The organism is Marinococcus tarijensis (assembly GCF_054971385.1).
On sequence record NZ_JBQOJA010000022.1, the window covers coordinates 1 to 16,207 of the forward strand.

The following is a 16,207-nucleotide window of genomic DNA, read 5'->3' on the forward strand; positions in this document are numbered from 1 at the left end:
GGTGGCTCGAGACGGAATCGAACCGCCGACACGAGGATTTTCAGTCCACTGCTCTACCGACTGAGCTATCGAGCCATGCTAAAAGGAATACTTTTGCTTAATTGATGCTCTTGCTTTTAGAGCCATTGTCCTTACCCTCATCCTTTGCTTATTCGATGAAGCAATTCGGGACGGACAACTCGCAGAAGCTTTGCTTGTTGCTCTACCGACTGAGCTGCCTGGCCATGAGTAAATCAGGAAAATAAAATGGCGGGCCTGACGGGATTTGAACCCGCGATCTCCTGCGTGACAGGCAGGCATGTTAACCACTACACCACAGGCCCTTTTTAAAAAGAATACACTGCGAATCTTATCGTCTGCTGCTTTCGTTCGCTGCAGTCACGTACGCTTTGTACGCTCCTTTGCTCTCTCCCTGGCATCCTCAACCTTCTGGTGTCTTCTTTCCAAAAATGAGTAAGGGGAATACACTGCGAATCAGTTCTGTTCATTTTCTGCTTGATAAGAAAATGGTGACCCGTACGGGATTCGAACCCGTGTTACCGCCGTGAAAGGGCGGTGTCTTAACCACTTGACCAACGGGCCTTTCATGGTGAGCCATGGAGGATTCGAACCTCCGACCCTCTGATTAAAAGTCAGATGCTCTACCAACTGAGCTAATGGCTCCTGATACGAAGAAATTGCCGTTGTGGATAACGACAACATGAGTAATATTATCACGTCACAGATGCAATTTCAACTAGTTTTATTTGAAAAAAATGATTAGTTGAAAAAAGCATCCGCCTTTATGGCAGATGCTTAGTGGTTTTTATTGGATCGCCCATACACCACGGACCATATTTGTCTGATTCCGGTCCGGCCCTACCGAGAAAATGCTGATAGGAATGTTGGTCAGCTGGGAGATACGTTCAATGTAATGGCGGGCGTTTACCGGGAGATCGCCGAGCGACGAAGCACCGGTGATGTCTTCTGTCCAGCCTGGCAGTTCTTCATAAATCGGCTCACACTCCGCGAGCACCTTCAGGCTTGCAGGAAATTCTTCCATAATCTCTCCGCGGTATCTGTAGGCCTTGCATATTTTTAGTGTTTCAATACCAGTCAGCACATCAATGGAATTTAAGGATAAATCGGTAATACCACTCACTCTGCGTGCATGACGCACAACGACGCTGTCAAACCAGCCCACACGGCGGGGCCGGCCGGTAGTGGTTCCGTACTCGTTTCCGACTTCACGAATCTGCTCCCCGGTTTCGTCAGACAGCTCTGTCGGGAACGGGCCGTCGCCCACACGGGTCGTATATGCTTTGGAAACGCCCACCACATGCTGAATTTTGGAAGGTCCTACCCCTGAACCGATGGTCACGCCGCCAGCGATAGGGTTTGAGGAAGTGACAAATGGATATGTGCCCTGATCGATATCAAGCATAACGCCCTGCGCTCCTTCAAACAGCACCCGGCGTCCTTTATCGATCGCTTCATTCAGCTCCACCGACGTATCACAGACGTACTTCGCAAAAAACTGGCCGTATTCGTAGTATTCATCCAGGATGTCTTCAAGCTCAAAACCTTCTGCGTCATACATTCTTTCGAGCAGGCGGTTCTTTTCTTTCAAATTCCGCGAAAGCTTCTCACGGAATTCGTCTTTATCCAGAAGATCCGCAATACGGATGCCAACACGTGCAGCTTTGTCCATATAAGCCGGGCCAATGCCTTTACGGGTTGTTCCAATTTTATTTGTACCTTTGCTGTCTTCCTCCACAGCGTCGAGACGCAGATGGTACGGAAGAATAACATGGGCACGGTTGCTGATACGAAGGTTGCTTGTATCCACCCCGCGCTCATGCAGATACTCCAGTTCTTCGACAAGCGCTTTTGGATCAATCACCATTCCGTTTCCGATGACACACGTTTTATTATCATAAAAAATTCCGGAGGGGATCAAATGCAGCTTGTATTTAGTCCCTCCAAAGACAATCGTATGACCTGCGTTATTTCCACCCTGGTAACGGGCCACAACCTCTGCGTTTTCTGATAAGTAATCTGTTATTTTTCCTTTTCCTTCGTCTCCCCACTGAGTTCCCACAATTACTATTGACGACACAGCGTCCACCTCCACAATCTCTCCTGCCGGCACCTTAGGCATATTTTTCTTGCTTATTCGATAACGTTTACTTGGCTTCATCTAAAATTTTCATGTACGAATTTTATTATGGAGAAAATCCCTTAGATAGTCTATCAACCACGGCACATAAAGTCAATAAAACACGAACATTAAAAGTTTTATACGCTTAATTTGTTCGCTTATACAAAAAGCCCGGAGCCTAAGCTCCGGGCGGAATTTGATTATCATCATGCCGCCGGTCCAGATTAACGAATTTATTATATTCCTTAATAAAAGCGAGCTCGGCCGTACCAACCGGGCCGTTACGCTGCTTGGCAATAATAATTTCAATGATATTCTGGTTTTCGGATTCCTGGTCATAGTAATCATCCCGGTATAAAAACGACACAATATCTGCATCCTGCTCAATACTGCCGGATTCCCTTAAATCAGACATCATCGGCCGTTTGTCCTGCCTGGACTCCACCCCGCGGGAAAGCTGGGAGAGCGCAATTACCGGGACATTAAGTTCACGGGCGAGGGCTTTTAAATTACGGGAGATTTCCGAAACTTCCTGCTGGCGGCTCTCCCCACCTCTGCTGCTTCCCTGGATCAGCTGCAGATAGTCGATTAAAATCATTCCAATACCCCGCTCCTGCTTCAGACGAAGGCATTTCGCGCGTATATCGTTCACCCGGATGCCCGGGGAATCATCAATAAAAATGCCGGCCGAAGACAAGCTTCCCATCGCCATCGTCAACTTTTCCCAGTCCTCCTCCTGCAGCGCACCAGTACGGAGACGGTTAGCATCAATGTTTCCTTCCGCACAGAGCATCCGCTGTACAAGCTGGGCAGCCCCCATCTCCAGGCTGAAGATTGCCACATTTTCCTCGGTTTTTGTCGCAATGTTCTGGGCAATGTTTAAGGCAAAGGCTGTTTTCCCCATCGAAGGCCTGGCAGCCACAATCACTAAATCACTGCGCTGAAATCCCGCAGTCATATGGTCAAGTTCGGCAAAGCCGCTCGCGATTCCGGTCACATCATTTTCCCGGTTCTGCAGCATTTCAATATTGTCATATGTTTCAATGAGTACATCTTTAATGGAAACGAAAGCAGACGAACGACGCTCCTGCGATACTTCCATTATGGTTTTTTCAGCTTCGTTAAGTACTTCTTCTACATCATGTTCCCCGCTGTAGCCTTCATTCACTATGTTAGTTGCTGCCCGTATCAGCCGCCGCAGCAGGGACTTACTGTATACGCCCTGACTGTAATAACCAACGTTGGCCGCTGTCGGTACAGCATTTGCCAGATCGGTAAGATAAGAAAGACCGCCGATTTCTTCTAGCACCTGTTTTGCCTGCAGTTCTGTGCTGACCGTAATAAGATCAACCGGCTCTCCCCGTTCAGACAGTTCAATCATCGTATTAAAAATACGCTGATGCGACTGACGATAGAAATCCTCCGGCATCAAATGCTCTGTGGCAGTAATGAGTGCTTCACCCTCTAAAAAGACAGCACCTAAAACAGCCTGTTCTGCTTCAATATTCTGCGGGGGGACCCGTTCTGTGAAAATATCATTCATTGCTTTCACCTCTATAGAACGTGTTGAAAAAAGAGCCTGGTTCTTACCCTCTGTTTATGACGGGGAAACAGGCTCTTTATTCATCCACGCAGCTGTTACTCTTCCGTCACGTGTACGTTTACGACAGCTGTGACTTCAGGATGAATCTTGATTGGTACTTTGGTGTAGCCAAGTGAACGAATTGGCTGGTCGATTTCTATTTTACGTTTATCCACTTTCATATTCATGCTTTTCAGCTTTTCAGCAATCTGTTTTGTGGAAACCGCTCCGAACAGACGGCCGCCTTCTCCTGCTTTGGCAGTAAGCTCTACGTCTGTTTTTTCAAGCTGCTCCTTAAACTCCTTCGCCTGCTCAAGCTCTTCCTGCTCACGTTCTTTTTGCTTTTTCTGCGTAGCTTCCAGATCCCGCAGATTGCCTTTGCTCGCTTCCACGGCAAGGTTTTTCTTTAGCAAATAGTTTCTGGCGTACCCTTCAGATACGTCTGCAACTTCACCTTTTTTTCCCTGGCCTTTTACGTCTTGTTTCAGTATGACTTTCATTCGGATGTGCCCCCTTGCAAATATTCATCAATGGCCTGCTTCAGGCGTTTTTCCGCTTCTTCAATCGTAGTATCGGTCAGCTGCGTTGCCGCGTTCGTTAAATGACCGCCTCCGCCTAAAGCTTCCATTATTAACTGCACGTTCACTTCGCCAAGCGAACGGGCGCTTATACTAATTTTATCATCCTGACGCTTAGATATCACAAACGAACCTTTGATGTCATTCATCGTAAGCAGCGTGTCCGCTGCCTGGGCGATTAAAATCTGCCCGTACATTTCGTCTTCCGCAGCAGCAGCAACAGCCATGCCATCACGGTATACTTCCGCCCGTTCAATAAGGTGGGACCGCTCCACGTACTGGTCGAGATCTTCTTTTAACAGCATCTGCACCATAGTCGTATCGGCCCCGTGCATTTTTAAGAATGAGGCTGCATCGAACGTTCTCGACCCCGTCCGGATGGCGAAGCTTTTCGTATCCACAATAATGCCTGCAAGCATGGCCGTTGCTTCGAGCACATCCATGCTGAGCTTTTTCGGCTGATACTCCAGAAGCTCCGTTACAAGCTCGGCGGTGGATGAAGCGTACGGCTCCATGTATACAAGCACCGGATCTTCAATGAACTCTTCTCCCCGGCGGTGATGATCAAGAACAATCGTACGGTTCACGCGGTCAATCAGCCGCGGCTCAATAACCATGGATGGTTTGTGTGTATCCACGACGACGAGCAGCGTATGCTTTGTCACTTCGTCCATGGCTTCTGAAGGTGTAATAAACTGAGACCACAGGTATTCATGGTTTTCGATTTCCTCCATCAGCTTTTTCACGTCCGGATTAATTTCATTCGGGTCCACGACAACATACGCGTCTGTATTGTTTACTTCAGCGATCTTAAGCACGCCAATCGCAGCACCAATAGCGTCCATATCCGGATTTTTATGACCCATCACAATGACCTGGTCGCTTTCGAGAACAAAATCCCGCAGGGCGTGGGAAATAACCCTGGCGCGCACCCGGGTACGCTTTTCAACAGCGTTGGACTTCCCGCCGTAAAAGCGTACTTTCCCGTTCGCATCCTTGATGGCTACCTGGTCTCCGCCGCGTCCGAGTGCGAGATCGAGACTGGACTGGGCGAGCGAACCAAGCTCCTGCAAAGACGGCTCCCCCGCTCCGATACCGATACTCAGGGTGATGGTCACCTTCTCTTTACTCGTAATATCACGTACGTAATCGAGCAGTTCAAATTTCGTCTGCTCAAGATGATCGAGGGCATCCTGATTCATGATAGCCATAAACCGGTCCACAGCGATGCTGCGCAGTAAAATGTCATGATCCCCCGCCCACTCATTCAAAGCGGTAGTCACATGACTCATCAGCCGGCTTCGCGTCTGATCATCCATGCCCTGGGTAACCTCGGTGAAATTATCTAAATAAATAAATGCAATGACAGATTTCTCTTTTTGGTACATTGCCTGAATATCTGTTGTTTCAGTCATATCAAAGAAATACAGCAGCCGCTCTTCGCTGTGAATATACACGGTATAATGACGATTTCTCATTGTTAAGTGTATTTCGCTTTCCCCCTGCTTAATAGCTGCAGCCAGACGTTCAGATACAGTACTGATCGGCTTTCCCATAAATTCCTTCGGCAAATAGGAACGGATGAAGGGGTTCGCCCACTGCACTTGATAATTTTTATCATACAAAAGGATGCCGATAGGCATTTCGGTAACCGCTTCCTCCCCCGCCTTGTTCACACGGTGGGTCAGCGTAGATATATACCGTTCAAGCTCTTTTTCAAATGAGCGCTCCGCCTGGATAACATAAATAGCCAAAGCTCCGAGCAGGACAAACCCTACAGCCCCTATTTCCCATTGAAACCAGGTGAGAAAGGCAAGTGCTATTCCGGCTAGTATGAACAATCCGACGATATGATAGCCGTACCACCGCCGTATTAAAAACTTCGGCATGTAACTCAACCCCTACTTCGTGTCGGTTTGAATGCGTTGCTTCAAATTTAGACCTAAATCTATTATACCTAAAATGCGGGCCAAAAATAATGCTATTGTTGATAATAATATACTCCCGACGATAATGAGAACCCCGTAGTATTTCGGATAGGATTTAGCATGCAGAAAATAAAAGATCACGGTAAAGCCCTGAATCGCCACAGCCAGTTCCAAAAGAGGAAAAAGATTCATAACAACAATATACATAGCCGTTCCTTCTTCAAGCCCAATCAAAATAAATATGGAACCGGTCAAATAATACCATATGAGAGACCTCGGAAAATTCCAGTTTCGAAAAGCCGGAAACTGCTGGTAATCCATCCGGACACGCTTTAAGATAACATGGGCGAACACCTGGGTTATAAATGAAAGAATAATGCCTGTACCAATAAGGAGCACCGGACCGATGTATTGAATCAGTGTGACCATCTCTGCTAAGGCATCCAGGTTCGAGGTATTCTGATCAATACTCTCCATCATGCTTCTCGCCTGGGAAATAGAGTCATTCAGTGTTTGCTGGATTAATTGGATCGGATCAATGTTAAACAGAAGAACCGAACTTAAATAAAATAAAACCAGGCCGATGATATAAGCCACGGTCCCTGCAGCAAAAACGGCAAAAGCCGGCTTCTTTTGATGAATAAGCGCACCTGCTGCAATGCCCCCAAGACCGAAAATCAAAGCAGTCGGAAAACCAATACCGCCCGTAAACAAAGTCGCAAGCAGTGCACAGACGATAAACATAAAAATGCCCGGCTTCCATCCGTTTCTTGCCACAAAAATAATAAACGGAAGCGGCATCGCTATCGTTAATATACCGCCCACGACCGGTACAAAAATCAACAGCAGCACCAGCACCAGGAAAATAGCACTAAAGACGGCTGCTTCTGCGACACTTCTAGCATTTTTCACTTCACGTTCACCTCATTTACAAAGGCAGTCAAATAAATGTACAGCAGCCGCCCGATCGCTTTCACTCCCACATTATCCCAGTGCTGCCTTTATTTCTTCGTATTCATGGAAATTCCATTCGTTCATTTTAGCTTATTCCCTTTCAAAAAGAAAGACGAACAGCCGAATAGTCAAAGGCTGTTCATATCTAAAAAACGCTGACTTCCGTCAGCGCCTTATTTCGTTTATTTATCTGCGGCAGAACTTCTGTTTATTCCTCATTTGGCAGCTTGAAAGAAGAATCATTTGGTATTTCCGCTTCTATGTTTTCATCTTTGGCCTGAGTATTATCCTGCTTCAATTCTTCAAGCTGTTTATTAATTTTCGTAATATAAGACTGAATGTCCATATGAAAACCTCCTTTCCGGTATATAAAACGCTTTAACAATTACTCCATTTATACCCCGGGGAGGGAGGGGACTAAACATCCAGCCAGTCTCCACACAATAAAACACCCTTTCCCGGGCATAAGACCTGGAAAAGGGTGTTTAAATGTTTCCCTTACTGCTCGCGCACAAAAGGAAGCAATGCTACGTGACGGGAACGCTTGATAGCGCGGGTCAGCTTACGCTGATATTTCGCGCTCGTACCAGTTACGCGGCGTGGAAGAATCTTCCCTCTTTCTGAAATAAACTTCTTCAAGAGTTCAGTATCTTTGTAATCGATATGAGTAATTTTGTTTACTGTGAAGTAACAAACTTTCCGTCTTTTTCCTCTACGACGTGCTGCTGCTGCCATTGTTTATCCTCCTTTATAAAAGATTGTTTATGCTCTCAGGGGTTTTAGAATGGCAAATCGTCATCTGAAATGTCGATTGGCTGCCCGTTATCCGAAAACGGATCATCGTTTAAATTAGACGAGTCGCGATTTTGCTGGCCTGAACCTGAGCTCTGGCTGTTCTGCTGCTGAGAATAGCCGCCTCCCTGCGAAGAACCTCCGCCTCCGGACGCTCCGCGCGGTTCAAGGAACTGCACGCTCTCCGCCTGAACTTCTACTACCGTTACACGACGGCCTTCCTGGTTTTCATAGCTCCGGCTCTGCATACGTCCATCCACACCGGCCAGGCTGCCTTTTTTCAAGTAATTGGCCACATTTTCTGCCTGCTTCCGCCAAATGACGCAGTTAAGAAAGTCTGCTTCGCGTTCGCCCTGCTGGTTGGTAAATGGACGATTTACCGCAATGCGAAAGTTAGCGACTGCTACGCCGTTCGGGGTATAACGCAGATCAGGGTCCGCGGTCAGCCGACCGACTAACACGACACGATTTATCATTTAAACCCCTCCTGATTGTTAATGAAATTAGTCGTCGTTACGAACAACTAAGTGGCGGATTACGTTATCATCGATTTTAACCAGACGGTCAAATTCGTTGGTAGCGTCCGCGGTGCCTTTAATGTAGGTTACAACGTAATACCCGTCACGAAAATCGTTGATTTCGTATGCGAGACGTTTTTTTCCTACTTCGTCTACTTTTTCAATTTCAGCGCCGTTATCCGTTAAGATTTTGTTGTACCGTTCGATTGTGTTTTTGACACCATCTTCGTCAACATTCGGGCTGATAATGTAAAGTACCTCATAATTCCGCATGCTGCGTCACCTCCTTTTGGTCTTCGGCTCTTCTCCGGTGGAAAAGAACAAGGAGCAAAAAACGCTTATCCGTTTTTAACTCGCAAGTTAAAATTATATCAGCTTGAACTGCATTTTACAATATTCCCGAAAGAAAAATTAAACGTTAAAGCGGAAGTGAACGACGTCGCCGTCCTTAACGATATATTCCTTGCCTTCCAGTCTTACCTTGCCTGCTTCTTTGGCGCTGTTCATCGCACCTGCCTGCATCAGGTCCTCGTATCCGACAACCTCGGCACGGATAAAGCCTTTTTCAAAATCACTGTGAATTACCCCGGCTGCCTGGGGAGCTTTTGTATTTTTGCGAATCGTCCAGGCCCTTACCTCCGGCTCGCCTGCGGTGAAATACGTCTGCAGGCCAAGCAGGGAATAAGCCTCCCGGATCAGCTGGTCAAGCCCTGGCTCTTCAATGCCGAGATCCTGAAGAAATTCATTTTTTTCTTCTCCTTCAAGCTCCGCGAGCTCTTCTTCAATTTTCCCCGAGATAACTACAACGCCCGCACCTTCAGCGGCTGCGAATTCTTTGACACGGGAGACGTGCTCATTGTCTTCTTCCTCCATTAAGTCGTCTTCGCTGACGTTGGCGACGTATAATACCGGCTTCATTGTGAGAAGCTGGAAGCCTTTGACGATTTTCAGCTCTTCCTCAGTCCATTCCAGGCTGCGCACGGGCTGCTCTTCTTTCAGTGCTTCGACAATCTTTTCGAGTACCGCATGCTCCTGCATTGCGTCTTTATCCTTGGACTTAGCAAGCTTTGCTACTTTATCGATCCGTTTTTCTGCCGTTTCAAGATCTGCAAGAATTAGTTCCAGGTTAATTACTTCGATGTCATGGATCGGATCTATTTTTCCGGAAACGTGAGTGACGTCATCGCTGTCAAAGCAGCGTACCACGTGGGAAATAGCGTCCACTTCACGGATATGCGAAAGAAATTTATTTCCCAGGCCTTCTCCTTTGCTCGCTCCTTCTACAATCCCGGCGATGTCTGTAAATTCAAATGCGGTAGGAATTGTTTTTTTCGGCTGAAACATAGTTGTTAACTGTTCGAGCCTGCTGTCCGGAACCTCCACAATACCTACGTTCGGGTCGATAGTGCAGAACGGATAGTTGGCAGACTCCGCCCCAGCCTGGGTGATCGCGTTGAACAATGTTGACTTCCCAACGTTTGGAAGTCCGACTATACCTGTAGTTAAAGCCATTTATTATTTCCTTCTTTCTTTCAATTAATATTTCTCTAAACATAACAAAGAGGACAACCGCGGCTGTCCTGAAAAGCAACTCTTTATCGTTAGTATATTGCTTTGAGTATAGTATAATTTCACCTTTGCGACAATAAGAGCGGCTTTAAGGGAATTATTCGAGCACCTTTTTCACCTTTTTACTGAACTCTTTTCTTGGAAGCATAACGCTGTGCCCGCATCCTTCGCATTTAATCCGGATATCGGCGCCCATCCGGATAATTTTCCAGCGATTTACACCACACGGGTGCTGTTTTTTCATTTCCACAATACTATTGATATCAAAAGGCTGCTTTTCCACCATGAGTACCGTTTTCTCCTTTCTTCTCATCTCATCTGAACGATTCGGTACTTTTTATCCTATCGTAATCCGTCAAAAACCTCAATTAAACTATCATCTTCCTGCCCGGGGCGGCTTTTGCTTAAATACGACAGTTATTTTTCCCCAAACGCGGGTATAGTAGGCTAATACAATTTTTTTAGAGAGAATTCTGGAAAGGAGTTATCTGCTATGGGGAAAAAAGCTGTTTCACGTGAAGCCTACCGTACTCACTGCCACGTCAGCATGGATGAGCACGGAAGTGCTGGAGAGCTGGCGGACTGCCTGACCGGTCACATCCGGGAGCGTGTCACAGATGAAGATCTTATCCTCGTCTGTATTGGTACGGACCGCTCTACCGGAGACTCTCTCGGACCTTTAACCGGAAGCAAGCTTCTTGAAAAAAACCCGGAAAACTTTTATATATATGGCACTCTCCAGCACCCGGTCCATGCTGTTAATTTGGAAGAGACGCTCTCCATTATTGAAGCAGAGCACCCGCATGCTTTTATAATCGCTGTGGACGCCTGTCTTGGCTATCTTCAAAATGTAGGAAAAGTTACTTTAAATGAAGGGGGAGTAACTCCGGGAGCTGCCATGAAAAAAAAGCTCCCAATGGTTGGAGATATGCATATTAACGGCATAGTAAACGTCAGCGGAATGGTGGAATATTTTGTCCTGCAGAATACCCGCCTGTACACTATCGACACGATGGCTTCTTTAATAGCAGAAAGCTTTCTTCTCATCGACCAGTCTATATCGAAGCAGCATGTTTTTCAGGAGGGAGAAGCCGTCACCCCTCCGGTAGCTTTTCATAGTGACGACGACCATGCCCGTTTTCTCCGGGAGGCTTCATCCGCCGAACAGACGAATGATAAATACAAAAAAAGCCACCATTGGTATCGCCGGAAGTAAATTTGCAACCCGTATCTCCAAAAGTCCGGCTAGCTTTAATCCAATAGCAATAATCATCACGCCGCCAGTAGCCGTCATTTCATTAATAAAAGTGTCCATGGCCTCCTGTGGCACCAGCCTGTCAATTTGGACTGCAAAAAGAGCAATGGATCCCTGGTAAACAACGACCGGAATAAACGAAAATAACACACCGATTCCCATCGTCGTTGTAAAAATGAGCGCCGAAAACCCGTCGAGCATCGATTTTGTAAATAAAACATCGTGCTCCTGGCGCAAGCCGCTGTCCATTGCTCCAAGGACTGCCATCGCTCCCACCACGTATACCAGTGTGGCCGTTACAAAACCTTTGGCTACTGTACTCTCTTTACCCCTGCTTCCCATTCGTTTTTCCACCCACTGGCCAATTGATTCCAGAGCGTCTTCAATCCGCAGACGCTCTCCTGCCCAGGCTCCAGTCACCAGACTGCCTACAACAATTAAAAATTGCTCTGTCTGCAGGCCCATCTGGATCCCGAGAAGGACAACCGCAAGCGCGAGCGCCTGCATAATAGTAGTTTTCATTCTTTCTGGTATGCGATGAAACAACAGCCCCATCAACGATCCAATAATAATAGTCATTCCGTTGACCAATGTTCCAGTCAGCACCATAATTGTCCGCTCCCTTTTTTCCGTTTGTTTCTTTATCTCTCTATGTATAACCTTTTAAAGATTTTGAGGATGTGCTGATAAACAGCTGCCAAAAGCGGCGGTTATTTTTTATCTCCATTGTTCTTTCGGTTATTACTTGTGTGCTTTTCCGCTTTATCCCTATTTAAATGATAATTTTTTGCTCTTTTGTAAAAGATAAGATTTAAATATTTTACTACAAAATGAACTGGAGCAGCCTGGTCCTAAACGGCAAAGGTTCCACAGCTGATGCCTTTTATCATTCATTCCGCTCCTCTCATTTTAAGGAGAGATTATGATGATTGTTCTCTTGCCTAATCATAAGTACGATACCGCTAAAAGTATACTTGCATTGCAGCAGCAGTCCTACCATACAGAAGCTGTGCTTATAGAAAATTTTGATATTCCTGCTCTTAATGAAACCGTAGAAGCTATCCGTTCGTCAAAGGAAACCTTTATCGGCTACTTCGTGGAAGGAGAGCTTTGCGCTTTTATTGCTTATGAATACCAGGAGAAAAAGCTGCAAATTACACGACTCGTCGTTCACCCGGATTTTTTCCGGCGGGGCTTTGCCTCTTACCTGCTGAAATATCTATTAAACCAACATCTTGATACTTTAATCTACGCCTGCACCAGTGAAAGAAACCAGCCGGCGATCGACCTTTACCGTTCGTTCGGGTTTGACATCTCCCGCACATTCAGCCTTTCTGACGGCCACCCAATGGTGGTGCTTGAGCGTCATTCCTCCTATGCCTGATATTTTCAACGGCTTCTATCATTGGGTGCGCACAAATTACAAAGGCTCCCGGCTGATGATCCGGAAGCCCCTGCTCTATTCTTTTTCTTCACTCAGAAGCTGAAGAATCCGATCCAAATCCTCATCTGAAAAGAATTCGATCTCAATCTTTCCTTTATTCTTTCCCTGCTGAATAGAAACAGAGGTACCAAAATAAGATTGAAGCTCCTCCGCTTTTTGTTCAAGGAAGGGAGAGGCCGGCTGTTTTTGCTTTGTTTCACGTGGAACACCCTCGTTCATCTGCTGAACAAGTGCTTCCGTCTGCCTGACATTAAGCGCCTGTTTAACAATCTGTTCACTTACCTTCACTGCCAGCTCTTTCTTTTTCAACCCAAGAAGCGTTCTGGCGTGCCCCATGGAAATCTCCTTGGCCTCAACGAGCTTTTGCACTTCTGCCGGAAGCTGCAGAAGCCGGATATAGTTGGCAATGTGCGGTCTGCTCTTTCCGAGCCGCCTGGACAGTTCATCCTGCGTAATACTGAGAGAATCCACCAGACGTTGATACGCCTGGGCTTCTTCTAATGGATTCAAATCTTCCCTCTGCAGATTTTCAATTAACGCGACTTCCATCATCCGCTCATCGCTTAGATCCTTTACGATCGCTGGAATTTCTTTTAAGCCTGCTGCCGAAGCAGCACGAAAACGCCGCTCTCCGGTAACAATATCGTACCCTTTAATACTTTTGCGGACGAGAATTGGCTGCAGAACCCCAAACTCTGCCACAGAGTGCTTCAGCTCTTCAATCGCTTCCTGTTCAAATTGTTTTCTCGGCTGATAAGGGTTGGGCCGTAATTCCTGCACTGGTACGGCCGTGATTTGATCTTCGTTTCCGCCTGTTTCTTCCGGGAAAAAAGCGTTCAATCCTCTACCTAGACCTTTGGCCACCAGCAACCACTTCCTTTGCTAATTCTAAATAGACCTCGGCACCCTTAGACTTTGCGTCATACATAATAATTGGAAGACCGTGGCTTGGAGCTTCCCCAAGACGTATATTCCGGGGAATAATCGTTTCGAATACTTTTTCCTGAAAATATTTTTTCACTTCTTCTATAACCTGAAATCCAAGATTAGTCCTTGCGTCGAGCATTGTAAGCAGGACCCCTTCAATTTCCAGGTCATGATTTAAGTGCTTTTGCACAAGCCGGACCGTATTGAGAAGCTGGCTCAGCCCTTCCAGAGCATAGTACTCACACTGCACAGGAATTAAAATCGAGTCCGAAGCGGAAAGCGCGTTGATCGTTAAAAGTCCAAGAGAGGGCGGGCAATCGATTATTATGTAGTCGTACTGCGCGGCCACATCCTCCAACGCATTTTTCAGCCTTATTTCCCGGGAAATGGTGGAGACCAGTTCAATTTCTGCCCCGGACAGCTGTATAGTGGCAGGTACTACGTCCAGTTGTTCCAAAGCTGTACCCCGGACAATATCACGAATGTCTGTGTCTTCAACGAGGACATTATACACGCATTTTTCAACGTCCCCTTTTTCAATGCCGGCTCCGCTGGTGGCGTTGCCCTGCGGGTCAATGTCTACGAGAAGCACCCGCTGTCCCACATGTGCCAGACAGGCACTAATGTTCACTGCTGTTGTTGTTTTCCCAACGCCGCCTTTCTGGTTGGCGATAGCAACAGTTTTTGCCATCGATACACCTACTTTCCCCATTCCTTGCTGTTCTTCTTGTTCACTGCTTCGACTTTGGTATTCGAATGGTTACCTGATAATAACCATCATGGTCTTCTTCATCCGTATCGATTGCCATGCCGCTTTTTGTCACCATGTCTATCGACTCCCGGATCGTATTTAAGGCAATACGGGTGTCCCTGGATACGTGTTTTTTCGGCTGCTTTGTTTTTTTCGGCTTTGGATCAAGTAACGCAGCAATCTTGTCTTCTGTCTGTTTTACGTTCCAGTCCTTTTCAATGACTTCATCAACGATACGATCCTGGTGCTCTGCCTCCGGCAGCTTTAGAAGCGCCCTGGCATGCCGTTCAGTAATTTCTTTTTCGGAGAGCTTCTCCTGAACATATTCAGACAGATGTAAAAGACGAAGCTTATTAGCAATGGTGGACTGACTTTTACCCAGCCGCTGCGCCAGACTCGCCTGGGTAAGCTGGTTCATTTCCAGCAGCCGGGCATATGCAGCTGCCTCTTCAAGCGCTGTTAATGCTTCCCGCTGCAGGTTTTCAATGAGCGCAATTGAAGCCGTCTGTGTGTCACTAAATTCCTTCACCAGTGCCGGTATCTCTTTCCATCCAAGCTTCTGCGAAGCGCGCCAGCGCCTTTCGCCAGCAATAATTTCATAGCCGCCGGACTGTTTTCTGACTGTTATTGGCTGTAGAAGGCCGTGCGTCTGCAGCGACTGGGCTAATTCTGAAAGCTTTTCATCTGAAAAGATTGTACGCGGCTGAAAAGGATTCGCCATGATTTGATGAATAGGAATCATTTTGACTTCGTGTTCATTAATGCCGCTTTTTTCAGCCTGGTTGTCCCCCAGGCCGAACCATTTCTGAATAGACTGTTTCATACCCGTACATCACCTCACTTAAAAACTGCGCCCCTTGATGCTTCACTCGTAGAGTTCGTACATTTGCTATTTTCATTCTATCACGTTTCTAAAGGTTGTCGAATGAGCCGTGAGTGATTATAAAGGATTTTTTGCCGGGGTTCCTGGTTTTCTCGGATACGCTTTTGGGGTTTTTTTCTTTTTTTCGAATGTTAAAAGCACCCGCTCGCTCTGTTCTTCCGGAAGCTTCATTTTCGTTGGGGCTTTTGCTTCTGCTTCTAATTTTACAAGGGCATTTTTGGCCTCATGCAGTTCCTCTTCGCCACTTGCACCCTTCCACGCAATAAAAACGCCCCCGGGCTTTACAAACGGCAGACAGAGCTCGAGCAGCACCGGAAGCTTGGCCACGGCACGGGCACTGGCTGCGTCAAACTGATCCCGGTACGCCTTTTGGCGCGCGAGCTGCTCGGCCCGGTCATGGATGAGAGTCACTCCTTCAAGCCCGAGTTCGCTGACAACCTCTTCTAAAAAACCGATGCGTTTTTTTAAAGAATCGACAATTGTTACCTGAAGCCCCGGAAAGCAAATCTTAAGAGGCAGACTCGGGAAGCCGGCTCCTGAACCGACATCGATCAGGCTTCCATCTGTCTTAAACGCCGCTAGGCAAGCTCCGGTAAGGGAATCATAAAAATGTTTTTCATATACCTCCTGTTCTTCAGTAATACCTGTCAGATTCATGCGCTCATTCCATTCGACAAGCAGCTGATAGTACTGCTCGAACTGCTTTTTCTGCTTAGCATTCAAAGAAATATGTATGGCTTCCAGCCACTCGGGAAAATTTTCTTTACTCATTCTTGTCCTTCCTGCCCTTCACTCGATAATACGATCATGCCCGTGCCCCTGGCGTCTGACCCCAGAGAGACGGCGCAGCTTGAAAAAAGCCCCTGCTTTCGGTAAGCAGGGGCTT

General features: G+C 46.8%; 18 protein-coding genes and 4 tRNA genes. 2 read left to right on the forward strand and 20 right to left on the reverse strand.

Features of this window, described 5'->3' with window-relative positions:
• Window positions 1-2 precede the first annotated feature (2 nt).
• The 15 genes from ACTTK7_RS12280 to ACTTK7_RS12350 form a co-directional block, all read right to left on the reverse strand.
• Window positions 3-75: transfer RNA gene (locus ACTTK7_RS12280), tRNA-Phe, on the reverse strand.
• A gap of 172 nt (window positions 76-247) precedes the next feature.
• Window positions 248-323 (reverse strand) — tRNA-Asp (locus tag ACTTK7_RS12285).
• 184 nt (window positions 324-507) lie between these two features.
• Window positions 508-582: transfer RNA gene (locus ACTTK7_RS12290), tRNA-Glu, on the reverse strand.
• A 5-nt stretch (window positions 583-587) separates the two neighbouring features.
• Window positions 588-663 (reverse strand) — tRNA-Lys (locus ACTTK7_RS12295).
• A gap of 142 nt (window positions 664-805) precedes the next feature.
• On the reverse strand, window positions 806-2,098 hold the full coding sequence (locus ACTTK7_RS12300; RefSeq protein WP_462868412.1) for an adenylosuccinate synthase: 1,293 nt from the start codon (window positions 2,096-2,098) through the stop codon (window positions 806-808).
• A 220-nt stretch (window positions 2,099-2,318) separates the two neighbouring features.
• Entirely contained in the window at window positions 2,319-3,683 is a 1,365-nt protein-coding gene (dnaB, locus tag ACTTK7_RS12305) for a replicative DNA helicase (RefSeq protein ID WP_091615230.1), read from the reverse strand.
• Between the two features lie 95 nt (window positions 3,684-3,778).
• Entirely contained in the window at window positions 3,779-4,222 is a 444-nt protein-coding gene (gene rplI, locus ACTTK7_RS12310) for a 50S ribosomal protein L9 (protein WP_462868375.1), read from the reverse strand.
• A complete protein-coding gene (locus tag ACTTK7_RS12315; RefSeq protein WP_462868376.1) occupies window positions 4,219-6,189 on the reverse strand; it encodes a DHH family phosphoesterase in 1,971 nt (656 codons plus the stop codon). Before ACTTK7_RS12315 ends, rplI begins: the two co-directional genes overlap by 4 nt.
• A gap of 12 nt (window positions 6,190-6,201) precedes the next feature.
• Window positions 6,202-7,140, reverse strand: coding sequence for a YybS family protein (locus ACTTK7_RS12320; RefSeq protein WP_462868377.1), 939 nt, complete (start codon window positions 7,138-7,140; stop codon window positions 6,202-6,204).
• A 250-nt stretch (window positions 7,141-7,390) separates the two neighbouring features.
• Window positions 7,391-7,528, reverse strand: a complete 138-nt coding sequence (locus ACTTK7_RS12325) for a hypothetical protein (RefSeq protein ID WP_462868378.1) — start codon at window positions 7,526-7,528, stop codon at window positions 7,391-7,393.
• 152 nt (window positions 7,529-7,680) lie between these two features.
• Complete coding sequence (rpsR, locus tag ACTTK7_RS12330; protein WP_022792963.1) at window positions 7,681-7,917, reverse strand: 30S ribosomal protein S18; 237 nt, start codon at window positions 7,915-7,917, stop codon at window positions 7,681-7,683.
• Between the two features lie 44 nt (window positions 7,918-7,961).
• Window positions 7,962-8,450 (reverse strand): single-stranded DNA-binding protein, encoded by a 489-nt coding sequence (gene ssb / locus ACTTK7_RS12335; RefSeq protein WP_022792962.1) that lies wholly within the window; start codon window positions 8,448-8,450, stop codon window positions 7,962-7,964.
• 27 nt (window positions 8,451-8,477) lie between these two features.
• A complete protein-coding gene (rpsF, locus tag ACTTK7_RS12340) occupies window positions 8,478-8,765 on the reverse strand; it encodes a 30S ribosomal protein S6 (protein ID WP_022792961.1) in 288 nt (95 codons plus the stop codon).
• A gap of 138 nt (window positions 8,766-8,903) precedes the next feature.
• Window positions 8,904-10,004: a redox-regulated ATPase YchF gene (ychF, locus tag ACTTK7_RS12345; protein ID WP_462868379.1), complete on the reverse strand. Its 1,101-nt coding sequence runs from the start codon at window positions 10,002-10,004 to the stop codon at window positions 8,904-8,906.
• 154 nt (window positions 10,005-10,158) lie between these two features.
• Window positions 10,159-10,347, reverse strand: a complete 189-nt coding sequence (locus ACTTK7_RS12350) for a DUF951 domain-containing protein (protein ID WP_462868380.1) — start codon at window positions 10,345-10,347, stop codon at window positions 10,159-10,161.
• Between the two features lie 207 nt (window positions 10,348-10,554).
• Between ACTTK7_RS12350 and yyaC the strand changes: the two genes are divergently transcribed.
• Window positions 10,555-11,277, forward strand: a complete 723-nt coding sequence (yyaC, locus tag ACTTK7_RS12355) for a spore protease YyaC (protein ID WP_462868381.1) — start codon at window positions 10,555-10,557, stop codon at window positions 11,275-11,277.
• Here the strand turns inward: yyaC and ACTTK7_RS12360 are convergent.
• Window positions 11,215-11,925, reverse strand: coding sequence for a DUF554 domain-containing protein (locus ACTTK7_RS12360; RefSeq protein ID WP_462868382.1), 711 nt, complete (start codon window positions 11,923-11,925; stop codon window positions 11,215-11,217). The two genes, yyaC and ACTTK7_RS12360, sit on opposite strands and share 63 nt — an antisense overlap.
• Before the next feature lie 316 nt (window positions 11,926-12,241).
• Here ACTTK7_RS12360 and ACTTK7_RS12365 point away from each other — a divergent pair, with 316 nt between their 5' ends.
• A complete protein-coding gene (locus ACTTK7_RS12365) occupies window positions 12,242-12,700 on the forward strand; it encodes a GNAT family N-acetyltransferase (RefSeq protein WP_462868383.1) in 459 nt (152 codons plus the stop codon).
• A gap of 75 nt (window positions 12,701-12,775) precedes the next feature.
• On the opposite strand, the gene ACTTK7_RS12370 is transcribed toward ACTTK7_RS12365, so the two are convergent.
• From ACTTK7_RS12370 to rsmG, 4 genes are all read right to left on the reverse strand, one after another.
• Entirely contained in the window at window positions 12,776-13,624 is an 849-nt protein-coding gene (locus tag ACTTK7_RS12370; protein WP_462868384.1) for a ParB/RepB/Spo0J family partition protein, read from the reverse strand.
• Window positions 13,605-14,378, reverse strand: a complete 774-nt coding sequence (locus ACTTK7_RS12375) for a ParA family protein (protein WP_022792953.1) — start codon at window positions 14,376-14,378, stop codon at window positions 13,605-13,607. The genes ACTTK7_RS12370 and ACTTK7_RS12375 overlap by 20 nt, the downstream gene beginning before the upstream one ends.
• Window positions 14,379-14,418: 40 nt before the next feature.
• On the reverse strand, window positions 14,419-15,261 hold the full coding sequence (noc, locus tag ACTTK7_RS12380; RefSeq protein ID WP_462868386.1) for a nucleoid occlusion protein: 843 nt from the start codon (window positions 15,259-15,261) through the stop codon (window positions 14,419-14,421).
• Window positions 15,262-15,378: 117 nt separating this feature from the next.
• Window positions 15,379-16,092 carry a 16S rRNA (guanine(527)-N(7))-methyltransferase RsmG gene (gene rsmG, locus ACTTK7_RS12385; RefSeq protein ID WP_462868387.1) on the reverse strand — a complete coding sequence of 238 codons (714 nt, stop codon included), beginning with the start codon at window positions 16,090-16,092 and terminating at the stop codon, window positions 15,379-15,381.
• Window positions 16,093-16,207: the final 115 nt, after the last annotated feature.